This window comes from Bacillus sp. 5RYD7K, assembly GCF_059831465.1.
Window position 1 is genome coordinate 2,843,910 of record NZ_CP191200.1, and the last position, 23,109, is coordinate 2,867,018.

The window sequence follows — 23,109 nt, forward strand, 5'->3', positions numbered from 1 at the left end:
TGTCGAATTTTAATTGTAATTATTTCACTTTCTTATCCTCTTAAATTGAAATGGAGGGATTCCATTGAAGAACACTGTTTATTCTTTAACTCACGCCCAAAGAAGAGTCTGGTTTACAGAGCTGCTCGAGCCGGGCACAAGTATCTGCAATCTCGCGGCGTGCGTCAAATTCAGGGGGAATATCGACTTTGACGTATTGCGCCGTGCTTTAGATTTCTCTATCTTGCAAAATGATTCGCTCAGGTTTCAACTGACGGAAGGGGACGGCTCAGAACCCCAGCTGTATCTGGCCGGGCATCGGCCGATTTCTTTAGAGACCGTTGATTTTACTCATATGGATCAATCAGAGCGGGATGCATGGATTGACAAACAGACGCGTGTTCCGTTCAAGCTGTTTCATTCACCGCTGTATCAATTTACTCTGCTTGTCATGTCAGACGAAGAAGTTTGGCTTTATTCAAAATTTCACCATATTATCATGGACGGCATCTCGCTCAATCTGCTTGGCAATCAGCTCATTGAAATCTATCAAAAAATCATGCGAAGCGAGGATTTGGCCGACCATCAAAGTCCTTCCTATCTCAGCTACATGGAAAAAGAACAGCAATATTTACAATCTTCCCGTTTTCAAAAAGATCGTTCATTTTGGACTGAAACGTACCGAACTGTTCCTGAACACCTTTCACTTGCGGAACGAACCTCTCATCTTAGACAAAGCACTGCAGCTTCCAGAGATACAATCACTCTTTCCCACTCCTTAGAACAATCAATCCGGCGTTTTTGCAAAGATCATAATGTCAGCATCATCTCTCTGTTTATGGCTTCGTTATACATATGCATCAGCCGTCTGACGGCTAAAAAGGATATTGCCATCGGTACTTATTACGGAAACCGGGGCTCCAAGCTCGAAAAGGATATGCTCGGCATGTTTGTCAGCACACTGCCGATCAGAATGACGGCAGATCCGGATGCGGAGTTCCTGTCTTTTGTCCGCAGTGTAGGAAAACAGCAGCTGTCTGTTATGCGGCACCAGAAATATCCTTACAATCTTTTTGTCAATGAATTAAGGCAGATTCATCACGATCTGCAAAATATCATCGGGATTTCGATGCAATACCAGCCTCTCGCATGGCGCCAGGCGGAAGGTTTCGATTATGAAACGGCGATGTTTTTCAGCGGGCATACGGCAAATGAGCTGTCCATTTTAATTAAGGAGCGGACAGATACGGGATTGATTGAGCTGAATTTTGATTATCAATCCGCTTTATTTACTGAAACATCGATTAAACGGATTCAAACTCATTTGCTGACCATTGTTGAAAATGCCGTTAGAAATCCAAACCGGCTGATTCGGCATATTGATATGGCGGATGAAAAAGAAAAGAAACGGGTGTTAACTGCGTTTAACCGTACAGAAGCGGCTGAACCGCCGGCTCCGACGCTTCACGGGCTGTTTACCCGCCGCGCCGCGCTTTCGCCGCATCGTCCGGCGCTTCGTTTCCCGGACGGTATGCTGACGTACGCCGAGCTTGACAGGTACACAGACAGACTCGCTGTTCGGCTCCGCCAAAAAGGCGTCCGCAAAGAAAGCAAGGTCGGCGTGCTCGCTGAACGCTCGCCGGAGATGGTGATTTCAGTGCTTGCCGTGTTAAAAGCGGGCGGCGCCTACGTGCCGCTTGACCCGGAATATCCGGAGGACAGGCTGCGCTATATGCTCGATGACAGCGGCGCCTGTCTCCTGCTTCAACAGTCGGGGTTATCCGTTCCCGGTTTTTCCGGCGAGACGCTAGAAGTGTCTCTTTCTGCCCTTACAGGTGAGACGGAGACAGGGGCTGTCTCTGAAGAAGCGGATGCCGATTCGCTCGCTTATATTATTTACACGTCCGGTTCGACGGGAACACCGAAGGGGGTGGCTGTTGAACACCGTCAGGCCGCCGCCTTTTTATCCGGGATGCAAGGGCAGTTTCCGTTAACGGAAGAGGATCTAATCGTGCTGAAATCATCCTTTTCCTTCGACGCTTCCATCTGGCAATTGTTTTGGTGGACGATGTCAGGCGCCTCCGTGTATTTGCTTCCGGCCGGATGGGAGAAAGATCCCGCGCTGATGATCGAAGCGTTTGCCTCTGAAAAGGTGACGACCGCGCATTTTATTCCGGCGATGGTCAACAGCTTTTTAGATGCGCTGGAAACAGAGCCTGAGGAAACAAGAATCCGTCTCGGCAAAACCCTGACACGCGTGTTTGCCGGCGGGGAAGCTCTTTCACCGCTTACAGCTGCCCGGTTTGCCGATCTTCTGCCGGAGACCGTGCTCATTCACGGCTACGGGCCGACAGAAGCAACGGTTGATGCGGCGTTTTATGTCTGTGACCGAAAACGGGACAGCGGACGGACAAGGCTTCCGATCGGAAAACCCGTTCCGGGTGCCCGTCTTTATGTGTTAGACGGCGGGGGAACCGTTCAGCCTGCGGGCGTTGCCGGAGAGCTGTACATCGCGGGGACAGGGGTGGCCCGGGGCTATTTGAACCGTCCTGAACTGACGGCAGAACGTTTTCTCGATGATCCGTTTTATCCGGGAGAGCGCATGTATCAGACGGGCGATATCGCACGCTGGACTGAAGACGGGCTTGTCGAATGGCTCGGCCGTTCAGACGGACAGGTGAAAGTCCGCGGCTATCGGATCGAACCGGGGGAAATCGAAGCTGCGATCCGGCGCATTGACGGCATTCGTGAGGCGGCGGTCACCGCCCGGACCGAACACGGCGAAACCGCGCTTTACGCCTATATCGAAGGACGGGAAAGCGATGACGTGCGGACGGAGCTTGCGACACGCCTTCCGGCCTACATGATGCCGGCTCAGTTTATAGAGATGAGCGAGTGGCCGGTCACACCGAGCGGAAAGCTTGACCGCCGCGCGCTGCCGGCTCCTGACGGAGCGGCAGGCAGACAGGCGTACACCGCACCGCGGAACGTCACGGAAATGAAGCTTTGCGCCCTTTGGGAAGAGGTGCTGAAAAACGGCCCCGTCGGCATCCGGGATCACTTTTTTGAGCGGGGCGGCCATTCGTTAAAAGCGACGGCTCTCGTCTCCCGCATCGCCAAAGAGTTCGGTGTTCAGGTGCCGTTACAGGACATCTTCGCCCGGCCGACGGTGGAAGAGCTCGCTACGGTCATTCAGGACCTCGAAGAAAGTCCGTATGAAGCGATTCAGCCGGCGAAAACACAGGACACCTATCCGGTGTCTTCAGCGCAGAAACGGATGTATGTGCTCCAGCAGCTTGAAGACGGCGGTGTCGGCTACAATATGCCGGCAGTGCTGGAACTGACGGGGCCGCTTGACCGCGGCCGGCTGGAGGAGACATTCCGGCAGCTTGTCGAGCGGCACGAGTCGCTCAGAACATCCTTTGAAACGGGGCATGACGGCGAACCGGTGCAGCGTATCCATGACAGCGTGCCGTTTCAGCTGGATGAAGCCGAGTCAGCAGACGCATTCGTCCGGCCGTTTTGTCTGGAGGAAGCGCCGCTCTTCCGCGCGGCCCTCGTGAAAGAATCGGACGAACGCCATCTTTTATTAACGGATATGCATCACATTATTTCCGATGGTGTGTCCGTCAACACCTTGATTAAAGAATTCGGCGAGCTGTACGCCGGCCGTTCGCTTAAGCCGATGCGCCTTCAATATAAAGACTATGCCGTCTGGCAGCGGTCGTTTCAGGAGAAGGAAGGATACCAGAAGCAGGAAGCCTACTGGCTGAAGCGGCTAGAAGGAGAGCTTCCGGTGCTTGAGCTTCCGGCTGACAAGCCCCGCCCGGCCGTTCGAAGCTTTGCGGGCGGCAACGTATCGTGCACGCTTGACGCTGAAACGGCATCTGGTCTTCACCGCATCGCTCGCGATCACGGCTCCACTTTGTATATGGTGCTTCTCGCCGCGTACAATACGCTGCTCGCGCGTCTGAGCGGACAGGAAGACATCATCGTCGGCTCGCCGATTGCCGGGCGCCCGCACAAAGACCTTGAACCGATTCTGGGGATGTTCGTCAATACACTCGCCATCAGAACGGAGCCGAGGGGGGACAAACGGTTTACCGATTACTTGGCGGAAGTCCGCCAGGCCGCACTGGAAGCGTATGAGCATCAGGACTACCCGTTTGAAGAGCTTGTGGAACGGCTCGGCGTGCAGCGGGACATGAGCCGCAATCCGCTGTTTGATGCGATGTTTATTCTTCAGAATATGGAGCGAGAAGAGATAAATCTGGCCGGGCTGAAGGCGTCACGATCAGAGCATACCGAACATGATGTATCAAGTTTTGACCTGACCTTATCAGCTGCTGAATCCGATGGAAACATCCGCTTTGAAATGGAATTCAGCACCGAGCTTTTTATGAAAGAAACGATTGAACGCTGGATGGGCCACTTACTGAATCTCTTGCGCCATGTTGCCGCCGAACCGGAAGTCACACTATCAAAAGCTGATATGTTGACAGAAGAGGAAAAGCAAAAGATACTGACTGATTTTAATAACACACAAACCGAGTTCTCGGAAAAATACAAACTGTTCCATCAGCTATTTGAAGCGAAAGCAGCAGAAACGCCTCATCAGACGGCCGTCATTGAAGGAACACAACAGATCAGCTATTTGCAGCTTAATGAGCGGGCAAATCGGCTTGCACGAACATTACACAAAAATGGATTCGGTCCGGGAAAAAGAGCAGCTATATTGGCAAATCGTTCGATTGAAGCGATCGTCAGTGTTCTTGCCGTCATGAAATCGGGAGGGGCGTATATCCCCATTGATTCACATTATCCGAAGGAACGAATTCGCTATTTATTAAAGGACAGCGCGGCAGCCGTCTTGTTGGTGCAGTCTGAATACAAAGAGCTTGCTTTGCAGCTTGCGGATCACAATTTGTTGCTCATTCAGCTCGATCAGGAAGATCAATACGATATTTGTGTGGAGAATATTCATCCGGCAGTGTCTCCGGATGATACTGCTTATATTATATATACTTCGGGAACGACGGGAACGCCGAAGGGAGTCGAAGTCAGAAACCGCAGCTTTACCCATGCAGCACTTGCATGGCGCAGCATTTATGAGCTTGACCGTATACCGGTCAAGGTGCTGCAGATGGCGAGTTTCTCATTTGATGTCTTTTCAGGAGATCTTGCCCGCGCCTTGCTAAATGGAGGAACGCTTGTCATTTGTCCGGATGACGTCCGGCTTGAGCCGAAACAGCTTTATCAGCTCATTGATCAGCACCGTATCACATTTATGGAGTCGACACCCGCGCTGATTGTTCCGTTTATGGAATATATATACCGCCGGAAACTTGCGCTGCAAAGTGTAAAAGTACTGGTACTGGGCTCGGATATGATCAAAGCGAAGGATTTTTATACGCTTCATAAGCGTTTCGGAGAAAACATGCGGATCATTAACAGCTACGGTGTAACAGAAGCGACAATTGATTCTTCGTATTATGAAGCCAAAATGAGCGAAAAGCCGCGGGAAGATGATGTGCCGATCGGTGTTCCGCTTCCGAATGTGCAAATGTACGTCTTAAACAAGGACAAACAGGTTCAGCCGATCGGCGTTTTCGGAGAGCTGTATATCGGAGGCGCCGGCGTCGCCAAAGGATATTGGGGACAGCCGGAGCTGACAAAGGGCGCATTCAGCGACCCGTTACAAACGGGAGAAATACTTTACAGAACCGGAGATCAGGCTTGCTGGCTGCCGGATGGCATTCTTCGTTTTCAAGGGCGGATTGATAAGCAGGTAAAAATCAGAGGATACAGAATTGAGACGGGAGAAATTGAAAGTGTGCTTTTGAAACACGATCAAGTCAAAGAAGCGGCTGTTACCGTGATGAAAGATGCCGAAGGACAGGGCAGATTAGCGGCGTACATCATACCTAAAACAGCTGATATCTCATCGCTTCGCGAGTTTCTTATGCAGGAGCTTCCTGCTTATATGATGCCGTCTCATATTATCGGTTTAGACAGCATGCCTCTGACACTGAACGGCAAACTTGATAAATCGGCTCTGCCGGCAGAAGAGATACATTCATCACAGGCATTTGTCGCGCCCGGCGATGAAAAACAGGCGCTGTTATGCCGGATTTGGGAAGATGTGCTTCATATTCAGAAAGCGGGCATTCATCACTCTTTCTTTGAGCTTGGGGGAGATTCCATTAAGGCGCTTCAAGTGTCAGCCCGACTCGCCGGAGAAGGCTGGAACATGTCGATCCGCGATTTGTTTCAGTTCCCGACGATTGCAGAACTCGCGAAGCACCTCACGCCGGCTGTTGCAATGGCTGATCAGGGGCCGATAGAAGGAAGCGCTCCGCTGACACCGATCCAGAAGAGATTTTTTGAGGAACCGGGTGCTTTTGATCTTCATTATAACCAATCAGTCATGCTGTGCAGTGAAGAAAGATTCCAGATAAATGCTTTGTCTCAGGCGGTTCGCTCGCTGACAGAACATCACGATGCGCTGCGAATGACATTTACTCAAAATGAGCATGGGGAAGTTGTTCAATATAACCGTGGAATCAAAGAGCGGCATGAAGAAATCTTTACGCTTAACGTCATAGATCTTTCAGAAGAAACACAGCCGGAAAGACGGATAGCCGCCGAAGAAAAAGAAATACAGCAGGCCATGCGCCTTGATCAAGGGCCTCTGTTTCATCTCGGAGTGTTCCGGCTGAAAGAAGCCGACCATCTGCTGATTGCGATTCATCACCTTATCACGGACGGCGTGTCGTGGAGAATATTGCTTGAAGATCTGCAGACAGCTTATCAGCAGGCATTAGAAGGCCAACAAATCAAACTGCCGCCGAAAAGCGATTCTTATATCACATATGCCGAACAACTTTTTGACATATCCAAAAGCAAAGCGCTGCTTGAAGAAGCCGCGTACTGGGACAGTGTGATGTCTTTTGAAACAGCGCCGCTGCCGAAAATAAAAGATGGAAATGCCGGACGGATGCAGGAAAACGCGCGCACGGCATCGTGGATATTAAGCAGGGAGCTCACGAAACAGCTGCTTTTAGAAACACAGCAGGCATACGGCACGGATGTTCATGAATTGCTTTTAACAGCGCTTGGAATGGCGCTTCATGAGTGGACGGGTTCTGAACAGATGCTTATCAGCACTGAAGGACACGGACGCCAGGGTCATATGCCTGACATTGATATTTCGAGAACGGCAGGCTGGTTTACATCTGTTTATCCGGTGCTCTTAGATATGAGAGTGCCGGACGGCTCAGGCGAAAAAACCGCTCACCGCATAAAGACGGTAAAAGACATGATGAGGCGGGTTCCTCATTACGGAACCGGCTACGGGCTGCTGAGATATTCGCGAAACATTCTTTATAAAGACCCAGAAATAAGCTTTAACTATCTCGGTGCGTTTGACGGTCTTGAGGGAGGACTGAAGATGTCGCCGTTCAAGCCGCAGCATGATATAGCGGCCGGGCGCCTCCGTGAGTTTGACCTGGATATTAATGCGATGGCGGCGGACGGACGTCTGGAGGTAAAAGCCGTTTATACCGGCGTATTTGCACCGGGGGCAGTTGAGTCTTTCATGAATCGTTTCCAAACTCATCTTGAGGACATTATCGCCCACTGTTCTGGCAGGAAAGAGCGGGAAAAAACATTAACTGATTACAGCCATACAGAATTGACCGCTCAAGCACTATCAAGCATTGAAGATCTCGTAAAAGGACTTTAATTTCATAAAAAGGTGTGTGGCATTCGTGACACAAGCGACAGAAATCCAAGATATTTATCCTTTATCATATATGCAGGAAGGCATGCTGTTTCATTCGCTTTTAGACTCCGGATCAAACGCATATGTCGAGCAGATTTCGTTTACGGTCAGCGGAGATTTATGCGTTGATACATTTCAAAAAAGCCTTGATATGCTTGTCAGCCGCTATGATATTTTCAGAACGATTTTCATAAAAGAAGTACCTGACCTTGAAGGGCCGCAGCAAGTTGTCCTTTCACGCCGTGACACTGCCGTACGGACTGAAGACATTTCAGATTATTCGGAAGAACAGCAGCAAAGCATCATTGACGAATTCAAGGAAAACGACCGGCATAAGGGGTTTGATCTGCAAAAAGGCCCCTTAATGCGCCTTGCTCTTTTTCATACGGGAAAAAACCGCCATACATGCGTTTGGACTCACCATCACATTATGATGGACGGCTGGAGCCTGGGCATTGTGCTGAAAGATTTCTTCAGCATGTATTATTCGATCCGGAACGGGCGGCCTGTAAACCTCGGCAGTCCGGACCCTTACAGCACTTATATCAAATGGCTCCGAAGCCGGAATAAAGAAGAAACGTCAGCGTTCTGGTCCGGCTATTTGAAAGATTACGGAGAAACCGTTTCCGTTCCGCAAACGAAGATTAGGCCGGCGCAAAACGGTTATACATCTGAGCATTTTCAATTTTCCCTTGAGCCTGGAACCGTACAAAAACTGACAGACATTGCCCGGGGCATCGGGGTCACGCTGAATACTATATTTACGGGGATTTGGGGCCTGCTTCTCCATCGTTACAACGGGACTGAAGATGCGGTCTTCGGTTCGGTTGTTTCCGGCAGGCCGTCAGCTATCAGCGGCATTGAATCCATGGCCGGGCTGTTTATCAATACCGTTCCGGTGAGGGTGCGCGCAGCTGAGGATATGACTTTTGCATCGCTTGTTAAAGCAGTGCAAAAAGATTCACTCGCAGCGGAAGAGCATAGCTATTATCCGCTTTATGACATTCAAAACGAGAGCGGTCTGCAAAAAGATCTCTTGAACCATATCCTTGTCTTTGAAAATTATCCGGTTCAGATGCAGGCTGCGGTAAACGGCTGGCAGCAGACTGAAAGCCACGCGCTCTCTCTTGAAAACTTTTCGATGGCGGAAGAAACGAACTATGATCTCAACGTCGTCATCGTTCCGGGGGAAGAGTTTTATGTGAAATTCAGCTACAATGCTGACATTTATGATCGGGAGGACATGAAACGGATCAAAGGGCATATTCTTGAGGTCATCTCCTGTGTAACGGAGGATCCGGACAGGCTCTTATCAAGCATCAGTCTCGTGCCGCCGGAGGAAGAGGCCTTGATTCATTCGTTTAACGACACAAACCGTCCGTATCCTGAGACAACCGTTCACGGGCTTTTTGAAGAACAGGCTGCCAAAACGCCCGACCAGGAAGCGTTGAGATATAACGGGGTAAGCTGGAGCTATAAGAAATTAAATCAGCGGGCGAATCAGATTGCGCACGCGTTAAGGGAAAAAGGCGCCCGTCCCGATCAGATTACCGCTGTTATGCTGCGCCGATCGATGAATACGGTCGCCGCTCTGCTCGGAATTTGGAAATCGGGCAGCGCTTATATGCCGATTGATGCGGAATATCCGCCTGAACGGATCTCATTTTTGCTGAGAGACAGTGAAGCTTCACTGCTCGTGACTGAAAAAGACCTGCTTCCTCTCATTCCGCCGCATTTCAAGGGAAACGTCGTCATCTTGGAGGAAACGGTTTCCCGGCAGACCGAGCCGCTTCCGCCGGTGTCCGGCAGCGGAAATTGGGCGTATGTCATTTACACCTCGGGAACGACAGGCCGTCCGAAAGGTGTGCTTGTACAACACAAAGCGATCAGCAATACATTGCAATGGCGGCGTGAAGAATACGGCATGTCAGAAGGCGACATAGCGCTTCATCTTTTTTCATACGTATTTGACGGCTCTTTGACAAGTCTTTTCACTCCGCTGCTGTCCGGCGCTTGTGTACTGTTGACTGATGAAGACGATGCAAAAGACGTTCTTTCAATGAAACAGAAAATCGCCCGCCACGGGGTAAGCCATCTTCTGATCGTTCCGTCTCTGTATCGCGTCCTGCTTGATTCTCTGACAAAAAAAGATGCGCAGACACTTCGGGCGGTGACATTTGCCGGGGAAGCGGCAACCCCTGATATCGTGGAAGCGAGCCGGAATATATGCCCGAATGCCGAGCTGCTGAATGAATATGGCCCGACAGAGAACAGTGTGGCAGCGACGATCCTGCGCAATCTGCAAAAAAGCAGCCGGATTACGATCGGACGCCCGATCGCCAATACATCCGTCTATATAATGCACGGTGTCCAGCTGCAGCCGGTCGGAGCCGTCGGTGAACTGTGTATTTCAGGAAAAGGTCTTGCACACGGATATTTTCAGCAAAAAGAGCTGACGGACAAAGCCTTTACCCCTCATCCGTTTCGTGAAGGTGAACGGCTGTACAGAACGGGGGATGCAGCCCGGTTTTTACCGGACGGAACGATTGAATATATGGGGCGTTTTGATGATCAGGTGAAAGTGAGAGGCTACAGAATCGAATTAGGAGAAATCGAAACGGCACTCAGAAGTCTGTCCGGGGTAAAAGAGGCGGCAGTTACTGTGCGCAAAACGGCGGACGGAGAACAGGAGCTTGCAGCTTATGTCGTACTGCAAAACGCGGGTGTGACATTTGATCCGCACGCTGAATTGGCGGGGACATTACCTGCTTATATGATACCGGGAAGCTTTACCAAACTGACGGAAATGCCGCTGTCTGCGAGCGGAAAACTTGATAGAGCCGCACTTCCTGAACCGGAAGAAGCTGAGAGAACCGGTGATTATCAAGCGCCCCGCACGATGCTTGAGACTGAGCTGCTGTCTATCTGGCAAGATGTGCTGAAACGGGACCGCATCAGTATGAGAGATGATTTCTTCCAAATCGGCGGACAGTCGCTGAAAGCCGCATCACTTGTTTCAAACATACATAAACGGCTGCAAATTGAACTTGCCGTCCGCCATGTCTTTGAACATCCGACCATTGAGAGCATGGCCCGCTTCCTTGAACAGAGGAAAAGAGGAGAATATGCAGAAATCACGCCTGCAAAGACGAAGGACTTGTACCCGTTATCTTTTGCTCAAAAAAGGCTTTATGCCCTTCACCAGCTTGCTTCAGACAGCACAGGCTATCATATGCCCGCTTGTCTGGAACTGAGCGGCAGGCTCAATCGGGACCGTCTGCAAGAAGCCTTTTCAGCGCTGCTGCAAAGGCATGAAGCGTTACGCACATCATTTGTGTTACGAAACGGGGAGCCGATGCAGCACATACATTCACATGCTGATCTCGAACTCACGGAGCTTCACATGCCGTCCGAGTCACTTCTTCACGAGACGATGGAAACTTTCGTTAAACCGTTTGACGTGGAAAAAGCGCCTCTTTTGAGGGTGACTTTAGCCAAAGTCAATGAAGACCGCCATTTTCTGCTGCTCGATATGCATCATCTTATCGCAGACGGTGTGTCAATGAGCGTTCTAATTCAGGAATTGACGGATTTGTACAGAGGGAAGGAATTGCGGCCGTTAAAACTGCAGTACAAAGATTTTTCCGTCTGGCAGCATGACCGGTCTGCCGCTGAAGAGTTCAAAAAACATGAGCAGTATTGGCTGGATGCGCTCGGGGAAAACATTCCCGTTCTTGATCTGCCGCTGGATAAAAAGCGCCCGCAGCTTCCTGATTTCAGCGGATCCGCGGTTCGAACGCGTCTTCAAAAGGAAACGGCGGAGAATTTGCGCCGGCTCATGGATGAGACGGGTTCCACGCTGTATATGATTCTTTTGGCAGGCTATTCCCTGTTCCTGTCTAAATTGAGCGGACAGGAAGATGTTGTCGTCGGTTCACCTGCGGCAGGCAGAAGCCGTGCTGAGCTTGAAGGGGTTATCGGCATGTTTGTTAACACCGTGGCCATGAGAAGCAGGCCGGAAGGTGATAAGACATTCCGCGCTTATTTAGAAGAGGTGAAAATGCTCGCCCTCGGCGCAGCCGAACATCAGGAATTCCCGTTTGAAGAACTCGCCCAAAAGCTTGATACACACCGGGAAGTCAATCGCAATCCGCTGTTTGATGCCATGCTCGTTCTGCAAAACAGTGATGATTTCAAAGTGAATCTTCCGGGCTTATCCGTTTCTGCACATGCAGTGAAGCATGACATTTCAAAATTCGACTTGACGCTACATGCTGAGGAACGGCCGGATGGCGCCCTGGATTTTCATTTTGAATACAGTACCGCATTGTTTGAAAAAGAAACGATCGAACGGTGGGCCGGTCATTTTAAAGAGCTTTTAGGACAAATCGCGTCGGATTACGAACGGAAGCTGTCTGATATTCATTTGCTGGACACAAACGAGCAGCAGCTGCTTCTGGAAGCTGATCATCAAACGGCTGAGTATCCGCGGCATGAAACGATCGTCAGTTTATTTGAAAAACAGGCGGAAAAAACGCCGGATCAAATCGCAGCCGTCATGGCCGATGAGCGTCTCACCTACCGCGAGCTCAATGAAAAGGCGGATCGAATCGCCGATATGCTCTCAGAAAACGGGCTCCGCTCCGGACAGATTGTCGGGATGATGACTGAACGATCTCCGGATATGCTGATTGGAATTCTCGGTATTCTAAAAGCGGGAGGGGCGTATCTGCCGATTGATCCTGAATATCCGGACGAACGGATTTCATTTATGCTGACTGACAGCGGCGCGCGTGTTCTTTTGACGCAATCGGGTCTTGGAATTTCCGGAATGGACGGTCTGCCGGTTTTATATATCGATAAGCCTGAATCTGTTTCAGCAGACAGTCCGAAAGAAACGATAACGCCTGAACAGCCGGCTTACGTGATTTACACATCGGGCACAACAGGGAAACCGAAAGGCGTTATGACGGAACACCGCAATGTCATCAGCCTTATCACACATAAAGGGCTGCCGTTTGATTTTGGGCCAAAAGACGCCTGGACGCTGTTTCATTCCTATTGCTTTGATTTTTCTGTTTGGGAAATATTCGGTGCGCTTTTATACGGCGGAAAAGTAGTCATCGTGCCGAAAGAAACAGCCCGTGATCCGCATTTGTACCGGCAGCTGCTGCTAAGTGAAGGCGTAACGGTGCTGAACCAAACGCCGACGGCTTTTTCCGGACTCATTCATGAAGAAGCCGGGCATACGGACAAGCTGAAGCTTCGATATGTCATTTTCGGCGGAGAAGCGCTTCAGCCCGGCATGCTGAAAAGCTGGAAAGAGAAGTATCCGGAGACGGAGCTTGTGAATATGTACGGCATTACGGAAACCACGGTTCACGTCACATACAAAAAACTGTATATGGAAGATATCGAGAGAAATAAAAGCAATATCGGCAGACCGCTGGAAACCCTTCATGCTTTTGTCATGGACGCCTATATGAATCCGCAGCCGATCGGAATTCCCGGTGAGCTTTATATCGGCGGAGAAGGCGTCGCGAGGGGATACGTAAATAGAGATGATTTAACGGCCTCCCGTTTCATCACGAATCCGCACGTTTCCGATATGCGGCTTTACCGGACGGGCGATATCGCCAAAAGGCTCTCAAATGGCGAGCTGGAGTATGTCGGGCGGAAAGATGCGCAAGTAAAAGTCAGAGGCCACAGAATTGAATTGGGAGAAATTAAATCAGCGCTGCAGAAGCTTTCTTTCGTGAAAGAGGCCGCCGTGATCACACGTGCTGATCAGCACGGTCAGCACTCCATTTACGCCTATGCCGTCTTACACGGAAACGAAAAGTTAAAAGAAGCAGAGGTTCAGGCCTCTCTCAGAGCTTTCCTGCCGGAATATATGATTCCCGCCCGCTTGATGCAGCTTAATGAACTGCCTCTGACGGCGAATGGGAAGCTGGATGAGAAGGCGCTCCCGCAGCCTGAATTAAACGAAAATCCCGGAGATGATATCAGCCTGAGGAATGAAACTGAAGAAATGATGGCTGACATTTGGGAGGAACTCTTAGGTGTTGAAGGCCTTGGCCCCAATGCTCATTTCTTCCATCTCGGCGGAGATTCGATTAAAGCGCTGCAAGTATGTGCGAGGCTGAAGCAGCAGGGCTACGAAACGACTGTTCGTGAGCTGTTTGAGCACCAGACACTGGGAGAGGTGTCGATGCGGCTCCGGAAAGTCCGCCGCGTCATTGATCAGGCTCCCGTCACCGGAGAAGTGCCGTTGACGCCGATCCAGCACTGGTTCTTGTCACAATCATTGCCGCATGATCATTTTAATCAGACCGTTATGCTCCGCAGTGCGGACAGAATCAATGAATCCGCAATGAGAAAAGCGCTGGCACAGCTCGCTGTTCATCATGACGCATTACGGATGATATGCGGCACGCAAAATGGATCGGTGATGCAATATAACAGAGCTGAGAACCTTTCTGAAGAAGAACTCTTTACGTTTGAAACGCTTGACGTAAGAGGGACAGGGTCATTACAAGAGGAGCACGCCGCAATTGAACAGGCGGCCGCCCGTATTCAAACTTCCATCAGGCTGGAAACGGGTCCGCTCATAGCTGTCGGTTTATTTCACGCCGCTGATGGCGATCATCTGCTGCTTTCCATTCATCACCTTGTCATTGACGGAGTGTCATGGCGGATTTTATTTGAAGATCTCACTGCGTGCTACCGGCAGGCGCTTGTTGGAAAAGAAGCCGTTCTTCCGGCGAAAACTGATTCCTATCAGACTTATGCAAAGCAAATTTCTGATTATGCAAAAAGCCGCCGGCTGCTGCAGGAAGCAGATTACTGGTCTGAAAGAGAAGAAGCGGCGGTCAAACCGCTTCCGAAAGATGCCCGCATCTCTTCCAATCTCCTTAAAGATACAGATGTGATGACCATTACATTGACAAAACAGGAGACTGAGCAGCTGTTAACGGAGGCAAACAGGGCATACACAACGGAGACAGGTGAATTATTGCTTGCGGCGTTAAGCCTTGCGCTGAACAGATGGACCGGAAATGAGACATTCAAAATCAGCATGGAAGGCCACGGAAGGGAAGAGCATCTGGAGCATCTTGATATCAGCAGAACCATCGGGTGGTTTACGTCAATTTATCCGGTATTGGTTGACGCAAGTTTTCAAGATCAGGCTGATGACGGGGGGCGTCTCGGTTATCACATTAAGCGGACAAAAGACATGATGCGCCGCATTCCGCATAAAGGAGCGGGATACGGGGTGCTGAAATATATAAGCAAATTCTGGGGAGAGGCTGAATCTGATTCTCCTGAAATCAGTTTTAACTATTTGGGGCAGTTTGACCGGGAGATCCGTTCCACCGGCTTCGGTGTTTCTCCCGTAAAAGCGGGAAATGAAGTCAGCCCAGACTGGGAACGTCCGTACACACTTGATATCAGCGGCTCCGTATCATCGGAATGTCTCAGCTTGAATGTGGTGTACAACCGTTTTCAATACCAAAAAGAAACGATTGAAGTTTTGACGGGGCATTTTCATACCTTTCTCAAGCAGATCATCACGCATTGCACAGGCAAAGAGGAGCGTGAATGGAGCGCTGCTGATTTCAGTGATGAAGAGTTAACGCTGGAAGATCTGAGTGACATTATGGGAGCCGTCAACAAACTATAGAAAAGGAGAGGCGCAATGGGGCAGCAACCGGAAATACAAGATATATACCCTTTATCTTTTATGCAGGAGGGCATGCTTTTTCATTCTCTTTTGGATCATGACTCAAGAGCCTACTTCGAACAAGCAGTGTTTACGATCAGCGGACAGCTTGACCGGGAACGATTCCAAAAAAGTATAAATGCTGTTTTTGAACGATATGATATTTTCCGTACGACGTTTATTCATAAGAATGTGGCGAAGCCCCGCCAAGTCGTGTTAAAAAACAGGCCGAGCCGCGTTCAGTTTCATGATATTTCTCATTTGGATGAGAAGGCGCAAGACATGTATGCCGACCGTTTCAGTAAAGAAGACAAAGATAAAGGCTTTGATTTGCAATCAGACCCTCTCATGAGAGTCTCCATTCTGAAAAAAGCGCCCGAACGCTATGTTTGTATTTGGAGCCACCATCATATCGTCATGGACGGCTGGTGCTTCGGAATTGTCATGAAGGAATTTCTGATGATCTATCAATCTCTCGGAGACGGGCGGCTCCCGTCTCTCGAGCCTGTTCAGCCATATGGAAAGTATATTAAATGGCTCATGAAGCAAGATCGTAAAGAAGCCGAGTCATTTTGGAAAACGAGACTTGCCGATCTTGAGCAAACGGCGTCTCTTCCGAAAAAATCCGCGGAACCAAACGGCGAGCTTGAGCAGGCTGTTTTCACTATTTCTGAAGAGCAGACAAATGAGCTGAAGAACATTGCGGCAAGGGCGGGGGCAACGCTGAATACGGTGTTTCAGGCACTGTGGGGCATTTTGCTGCAGCGAGTCAGCCGCTGTGAAGACGCCGTTTTCGGTTCTGTCGTTTCCGGTCGGCCGTCGGATCTGGCGGGCGTAGAAAAAATGGTAGGACTGTTTATCAATACGATTCCCGTGCGGGTAAAAAGCGGTTCGTTTTCCTTCCTGGAGCTCGTCAGACATTTGCAGCAGGAGACGCTGCAAGCAGAAGCGTACAGCTATTATCCGCTGTATGACATTCAGGCGCAAAGCCCTCTGAAGCAGGCGCTGTTTGACCACATTATCGTGTTTGAAAATGTGCCGGCCCAGCGTGAAATTGAAAATGTGAGTCAGGCCGGTTCATTTGATTTTGCAGTAGAGGATTTCACGATGGAGGAAGTCACAAACTACGGATGCAGCGTAAAGGTGATTCCGGGAAGTTCTCTTTATATCCGCTTAAACTTTGATACCGGTATATACGATCGTGTTTTTATGAAGAAGATTGAAACCTTTTTACGGCATATGATGAAATCAGTCATTTCCGATCCTGAAATGAGCGCCTCCGAGATCGCATTGCTGGATGCGTGTGAAGCCAGAAATATGCTGGATGCGTTTAATCGGACAGATGCGGCTGAACCGCCGGCCCCGACGCTTCACGGGCTGTTTACCCGCCGCGCCGAGCTTTCGCCGCATCGTCCGGCGCTTCGTTTCCCGGACGGTATGCTGACGTACGCCGAGCTTGACCGGTATACAGACAGACTCGCTGTTCGGCTCCGCCAAAAAGGCGTCCGCAAAGAAAGCAAGGTCGGCGTGCTCGCTGAACGCTCGCCGGAGATGGTGATTTCAGTGCTTGCCGTGTTAAAAGCGGGCGGCGCCTACGTGCCGCTTGACCCGGAATATCCGGAGGACAGGCTGCGCTATATGCTCGACGACAGCGGCGCCTGTCTCCTGCTTCAACAGTCAGGATTATCCGTTTCCGGTTTTTACGGCGAGACGCTAGAAGTGTCTCTTTCTGCCCTTACAGGTGAGACGGAGACAGGGGCTGTCTCTGAAGAAGCGGATGCCGATTCGCTCGCTTATATTATTTACACCTCCGGTTCGACGGGAACACCGAAGGGGGTGGCTGTTGAACACCGTCAGGCCGCCGCCTTTTTATCCGGGATGCAAGGGCAGTTTCCGTTAACGGAAGAGGATATAATCGTGCTGAAATCATCCTTTTCCTTCGACGCTTCCATCTGGCAATTGTTTTGGTGGACGATGTCAGGCGCCTCCGTGTATCTGCTTCCGGCCGGCTGGGAGAAAGATCCTGCGCGGATGATCGAAGCGTTTGCCTCGGAAAAGGTGACGACCGCGCATTTTATTCCGGCGATGGTCAACAGCTTTTTAGACGCGCTGGAAACAGAGCCTGAGGAAACAAGAATCCGCCTCGGCAAAACCTTGACACGCGTGTTTGCCGGCGGGGAAGCTCTTTCACCGCTTACGGCTGCCCGGTTTGCCGATCTTCTGCCGGAGACCGTGCTCATTCACGGCTACGGGCCGACAGAAGCAACGGTTGATGCGGCGTTTTACGTCTGTGACCGAAAACGGGACAGCGGACGGACAAGGCTTCCGATCGGAAAACCCGTTCCGGGTGTCCGTCTTTATGTGTTAGACGGCGGGGGAACCGTTCAGCCTGCGGGCGTTGCCGGAGAGCTGTACATCGCGGGGACAGGGGTGGCCCGGGGCTATTTGAACCGTCCTGAACTGACGGCAGAACGTTTTCTTGATGATCCGTTTTATCCGGGGGAGCGCATGTATCAGACGGGCGATATCGCACGCTGGACTGAAGACGGGCTTGTCGAATGGCTTGGCCGGTCAGACGGACAGGTGAAAGTCCGCGGCTACCGGATTGAACCGGGGGAAATCGAAGCGGCGATCCGGCGCATCGACGGCATTCGTGAGGCGGCGGTCACCGCCCGGACCGAACACGGCGAAACCGCGCTTTACGCTTATATCGAAGGACGGGAAAGCGATGACGTGCGGGCAGAACTTGCGAAACGCCTCCCGGCCTACATGATGCCGGCTCAGTTTATAGAAATGAGCGAGTGGCCGGTCACACCGAGCGGAAAACTAGACCGCCGCGCGCTGCCGGCTCCTGACGGAGCGGCAGGCAGACAGGCGTACACCGCACCGCGGAACGTCACGGAAATGAAGCTTTGCGCCCTTTGGGAAGAAGTGCTGAAAAACGGCCCCGTCGGCATCCGGGATCACTTTTTTGAGCGGGGCGGCCATTCGTTAAAAGCGACGGCTCTCGTCTCCCGCATCGCCAAAGAGTTCGGCGTTCAGGTGCCGTTACAGGACATCTTTGCCCGGCCGACGGTGGAAGAGCTCGCTACGGTCATTCAGGACCTCGAAGAGAGCCCGTATGAAGCGATTCAGCCGGCGGAAACACAGGACACTTATCCGGTGTCTTCAGCGCAGAAACGGATGTATGTGCTCCAGCAGCTTGAAGACGGCGGTGTCGGCTACAATATGCCGGCAGTGCTGGAACTGACGGGCCCGCTTGACCGCGGCCGGCTGGAGGAGACGTTCCGGCAGCTTGTGGAGCGGCACGAGTCGCTCAGAACATCCTTTGAAACGGGACATGACGGCGAACCGGTGCAGCGCATCCATGACAGCGTGACGTTTCAGCTGGATGAGGCTAAGTCAGCTGACGCATTCGTCCGGCCGTTTTGTCTGGATGAAGCGCCGCTCTTCCGCGCGGCCCTCGTGAAAGAATCGGACGAACGCCATCTTTTATTAACGGATATGCATCATATTATTTCTGACGGTGTGTCCGTCAACACCTTGATTAAAGAATTCGGCGAGCTGTATGCCGGCCGCCCGCTTGCACCGATGCGCCTTCAATATAAAGACTATGCCGTCTGGCAGCGGGCGTTTCAGGAGAAGGAAGGATACCAGAAGCAGGAAGCCTACTGGCTGAAGCGGCTAGAAGGAGAGCTTCCGGTGCTTGAGCTTCCGGCTGACAAGCCCCGCCCGGCTGTCAGAAGCTTTGCGGGCGGGAACGTATCGTGCACGCTTGACGCTGAAACGGCATCCGGCCTTCACCGCATCGCCCGCGATCATGGCTCCACTTTGTACATGGTGCTTCTCGCCGCGTACAATACGCTGCTCGCGCGTCTGAGCGGACAGGAAGACATCATCGTCGGCTCGCCGATTGCCGGGCGTCCGCACAAAGACCTTGAACCGATTCTCGGGGTGTTCGTCAACACGCTAGCCATCAGAACGGAGCCGAAAGGAGACAAACGGTTTACCGATTACTTGGCGGAAGTCCGCCAGGCCGCACTGGAAGCGTATGAGCATCAGGACTATCCGTTTGAAGAGCTTGTGGAACGGCTCGGCGTGCAGCGGGACATGAGCCGCAATCCGCTGTTTGACGTGATGTTTGTGCTCCAGAATATGGAGCGCGAATCCTTGGTTTTAAATGAGCTGCATTTGACTCAAGCTGCGGATACCGGTCATAAAACAGCAAAATTTGATGCCACGCTTTATGCGGCAGAAGGGTCTGACGGCACCATCAGCTTTGATTTTGAATTCAATGCAGATATCTATCAAAAACAGACAATCGAAAAATGGCTTTCTTATTTTACCCGTATTCTTACGAAAGTGATTGAAGACCAAACAATACCGCTTGGTGACATTCACGTGCTGGATGATGCTGAAACAAATCGCGTCATTTATCAATTTAATCAGACGAAAAGCGATTATCCCAAACACGAAACCATCAGCCGTTTATTTGAGCGGCAGGCGGAAGAAACCCCTGATGCCCAGGCAGTTGTATATCGCGGACAAACCTTGACATACAGAGAGCTGAACGAACGGGCTAACAGAATTGCTGCGGCGCTCCGATCAAATGGCGCCGGTCCGGAAAGTGTGGTCGCAATATTAACCGGCCGCACAACAGAGCTTGTTTCCGGCATTCTTGGAATATTAAAAGCGGGGGGCGCCTACTTGCCTATCGCTGACGATGTGCCGCGGGAACGGGCTGAATGGATGCTTAAAGACTGCAAAGCTGATATTCTCCTTCAATCTGATAAAGTTGACGGTCTGCCGCTTTCAGAAAAACGTTTATTCATAGAGGATATTCAAACAAAGGCCGGCTTGAGTTCGGAAAATCCCGAACCGCTCGGCGGACCCGAATCATTGGCCTACATGATTTATACATCCGGGTCAACGGGCGCGCCAAAAGGCGTCATGGTTGAACAGCGAAGCGTGATCCGCCTTGTGAAAAACAGCAATTATATTGATTTCACGCCGAAAGACAGACTGTTGTTTACTTCATCATTAGGATTTGACGTCACGACATTTGAGATATTCGGCCCGCTTTTAAACGGTGCTTCTTTATATGTAAGTGACCAGGAAACCTATCTCGATTCTGATGTTTTGGAAACATTTATACAGCAAAACAGTATAACGACACTTTGGCTTACATCGTCTCTGTTTAACCATTTATCCGAACAAAATGAACATGTGTTTTCGGGATTATCACGATTGATTATCGGCGGAGAAGCACTGTCCCCAAGCCATGTCAACCGGGTTCGGGGAGCACTGCCGCATCTTGCAGTATGGAATGGATACGGACCGACGGAAAACACAACGTTCTCGACATGCTTTTTGATTGAACAATCATACGATCATTCAATCCCAATCGGGCGCCCTGTCGGAAATTCAACCGCGTATATCATAAACGGCAGGGGAACACCCCAGCCGATCGGCGTCATCGGCGAATTATGCACGGGCGGGGACGGTGTGGCGAGAGGATATTTCGGACGTCCTGAGCTGACGGAAGAAAAATTTGTCCCTAATCCATTTGTTCCCGGAGAACGAATGTACCGCACCGGAGATTTAGCCCGCTGGCTGCCGGACGGAACGATCGAGTATGCCGGCCGAATGGATGATCAAGTGAAAATCCGCGGTTATCGGGTGGAGCTGGGAGAAATTGAAGCCGCTCTGAGGAGCTTGGACGGCGTGAAAGAAGCTGCAGTGTCAGTCAGAACCGGACAGTCCGGCAATAAAGAACTGATCGCATACATGAGCCTGCAGGCGGACATGAACACAGAAACAGTGCGTTCTTTACTTTCTCAGCGCCTGCCGAATTATATGGTTCCGTCCTATATGATGGAGCTTGAGAGGCTGCCGCTTACGCCGAACGGTAAATTGGATCGGAAAAATCTGCCCGAACCGGAGCTCGCGCTTCAAACCGCATACACAGCTCCCCGCAATGAGCTTGAAGAACAGCTTTCCGTGATCTGGCAGGAAGTGCTCGGCGCAAAGCAAGTCGGGATTGAAGACTCATTTTTTGAATTGGGCGGCGATTCAATCAAAGCGCTGCAAGTTTCCGCGCGGCTCGGACGCTATGGGTGGAAAATGGCGGCAAGTGACTTGTTCCGCCATCCGACCATTAAGGAACTCGCGCCTCTTATCCGGAAAGCGGAAAGAGTCATCGATCAGCGGCCGGTTGAAGGAGATATTCCTTGGACCCCCGTTCAGCACTGGTTTTTATCACAGCGGATGGAAAACAGAAATCATTTCAATCAGTCCGTCATGATGTTCAGCTCGGACGCTTTGCGTAAACAGCCGCTCAAAGAAGCTTTGCAGCATCTTGTCATTCATCATGATGCACTCCGGATCACCGTCAGTGCAGAAAACGGAAGTCTCAGACAAATCAATCACGGCATCCAACAGGATGAACTGTACAGCTTGGATATATGGGATCTGTCTGAAACGGATTCATGGGAAAGAGAAATAGAAACTGAGGTGGCTGCACTCCAACAGCAGATGGATATTGAAAAAGGGCCGTTATTAAAAGCCGGCTGGTTCAAAACCCGGTCTGGGGATTATTTATTCATTACCATCCATCACTTGGCGGTTGACGGAGTGTCATGGCGTATTTTGCTGGAGGATTTATCAGCCGCTTACACTCAAGCCGTAAAAGGTCAGCCGGTTCAGCTTCCGCCAAAGACTGATTCCTTTAAGCAGTACGCAGAAAGGCTTTCAGAATACGCAAAAAGCAGCAAGCTGATGCGTGAAGAAGACTATTGGCGTTTTACTGAAGAAGAAACCGCCGCCGGACTTCCTTATGAAAAACCGCTGCATCATACGGGAGCCGACAGCATTCGGCAAACGGTAAGCTTTACGCTCTCAGAAGAAGAAACGTCCGTTTTGCTGCAGCAGGTCAACCGGGCCTACCATACCGATACGCAGGATATTCTTTTGACTGCGGCAGCCTTGGCTTTACGGGACTGGACAGGAGGCAGACTCCGCATCGCGATGGAAGGGCACGGAAGAGAGCATATTATGCCGGAGCTTGACATCAGCCGCACCGTAGGCTGGTTTACTTCCATGTATCCGGTGCTCATTGACTTGACTGCTGCCGGTTCAGAACTTGGGACGGCGGTAAAAACAGTAAAAGACACACTCGGAAAAATACCGGATAAAGGAATAGGCTACGGCATTTTAAAATATATGACACCGCCTGAGCAAAAAACAATTCGGTTTGGACAAGCGCCTGAAATCAGCTTTAACTATTTAGGGCAATTCAATGATACAGAAGATCAGCACACGTTCAGTTTATCCGGTCTTGCGAGCGGGCACGACATTACGCCGACATGGCAGCGGGAACAAGCGGTGGAAATGAGCGCGATGGCTGCACAGCACAAGCTTCACTTCAGTTTGAGCTATCCGCCGAACCGCTTTCGCAAAGAAACGATGGAACAGCTGCTGCAAACCTTACAACAATATTTGCGTGATATTATGGCGCACTGCACCGGCAAAGAAGAATCAGAAAAAACTGTTAGTGATTTTAGCAGCAAAACGTTAACATCTGATGATTTGGACAGCATAGCGAGTTTTGTCGAGGAACTGTAGA

The 23,109-nt window shown here is 50.8% G+C and carries 3 protein-coding genes; all 3 read left to right on the forward strand.

All coding sequences use genetic code 11. The features are described from left to right. The first annotated feature begins 64 nt into the window (after positions 1-64). The 3 genes from ACQE26_RS14500 to ACQE26_RS14510 are packed head-to-tail and all read left to right on the forward strand — an operon-like array spanning position 65 to position 23,108. A complete protein-coding gene (locus tag ACQE26_RS14500; RefSeq protein ID WP_500469899.1) occupies positions 65-7,723 on the forward strand; it encodes an amino acid adenylation domain-containing protein in 7,659 nt (2,552 codons plus the stop codon). 25 nt (positions 7,724-7,748) lie between these two features. Further along, positions 7,749-15,446 (forward strand): amino acid adenylation domain-containing protein, encoded by a 7,698-nt coding sequence (locus tag ACQE26_RS14505; protein WP_500469901.1) that lies wholly within the window; start codon positions 7,749-7,751, stop codon positions 15,444-15,446. 15 nt (positions 15,447-15,461) lie between these two features. Beyond that, on the forward strand, positions 15,462-23,108 hold the full coding sequence (locus tag ACQE26_RS14510) for an amino acid adenylation domain-containing protein (RefSeq protein ID WP_500469903.1): 7,647 nt from the start codon (positions 15,462-15,464) through the stop codon (positions 23,106-23,108). Position 23,109 lies beyond the last annotated feature (1 nt).

Excerpts from the sequence above, each read along its gene's own strand:
- ACQE26_RS14510 (WP_500469903.1), top strand. The coding sequence starts at position 15,462 with ATGGGGCAGCAACCGGAAATACAAGATATATACCCTTTATCTTTTATG.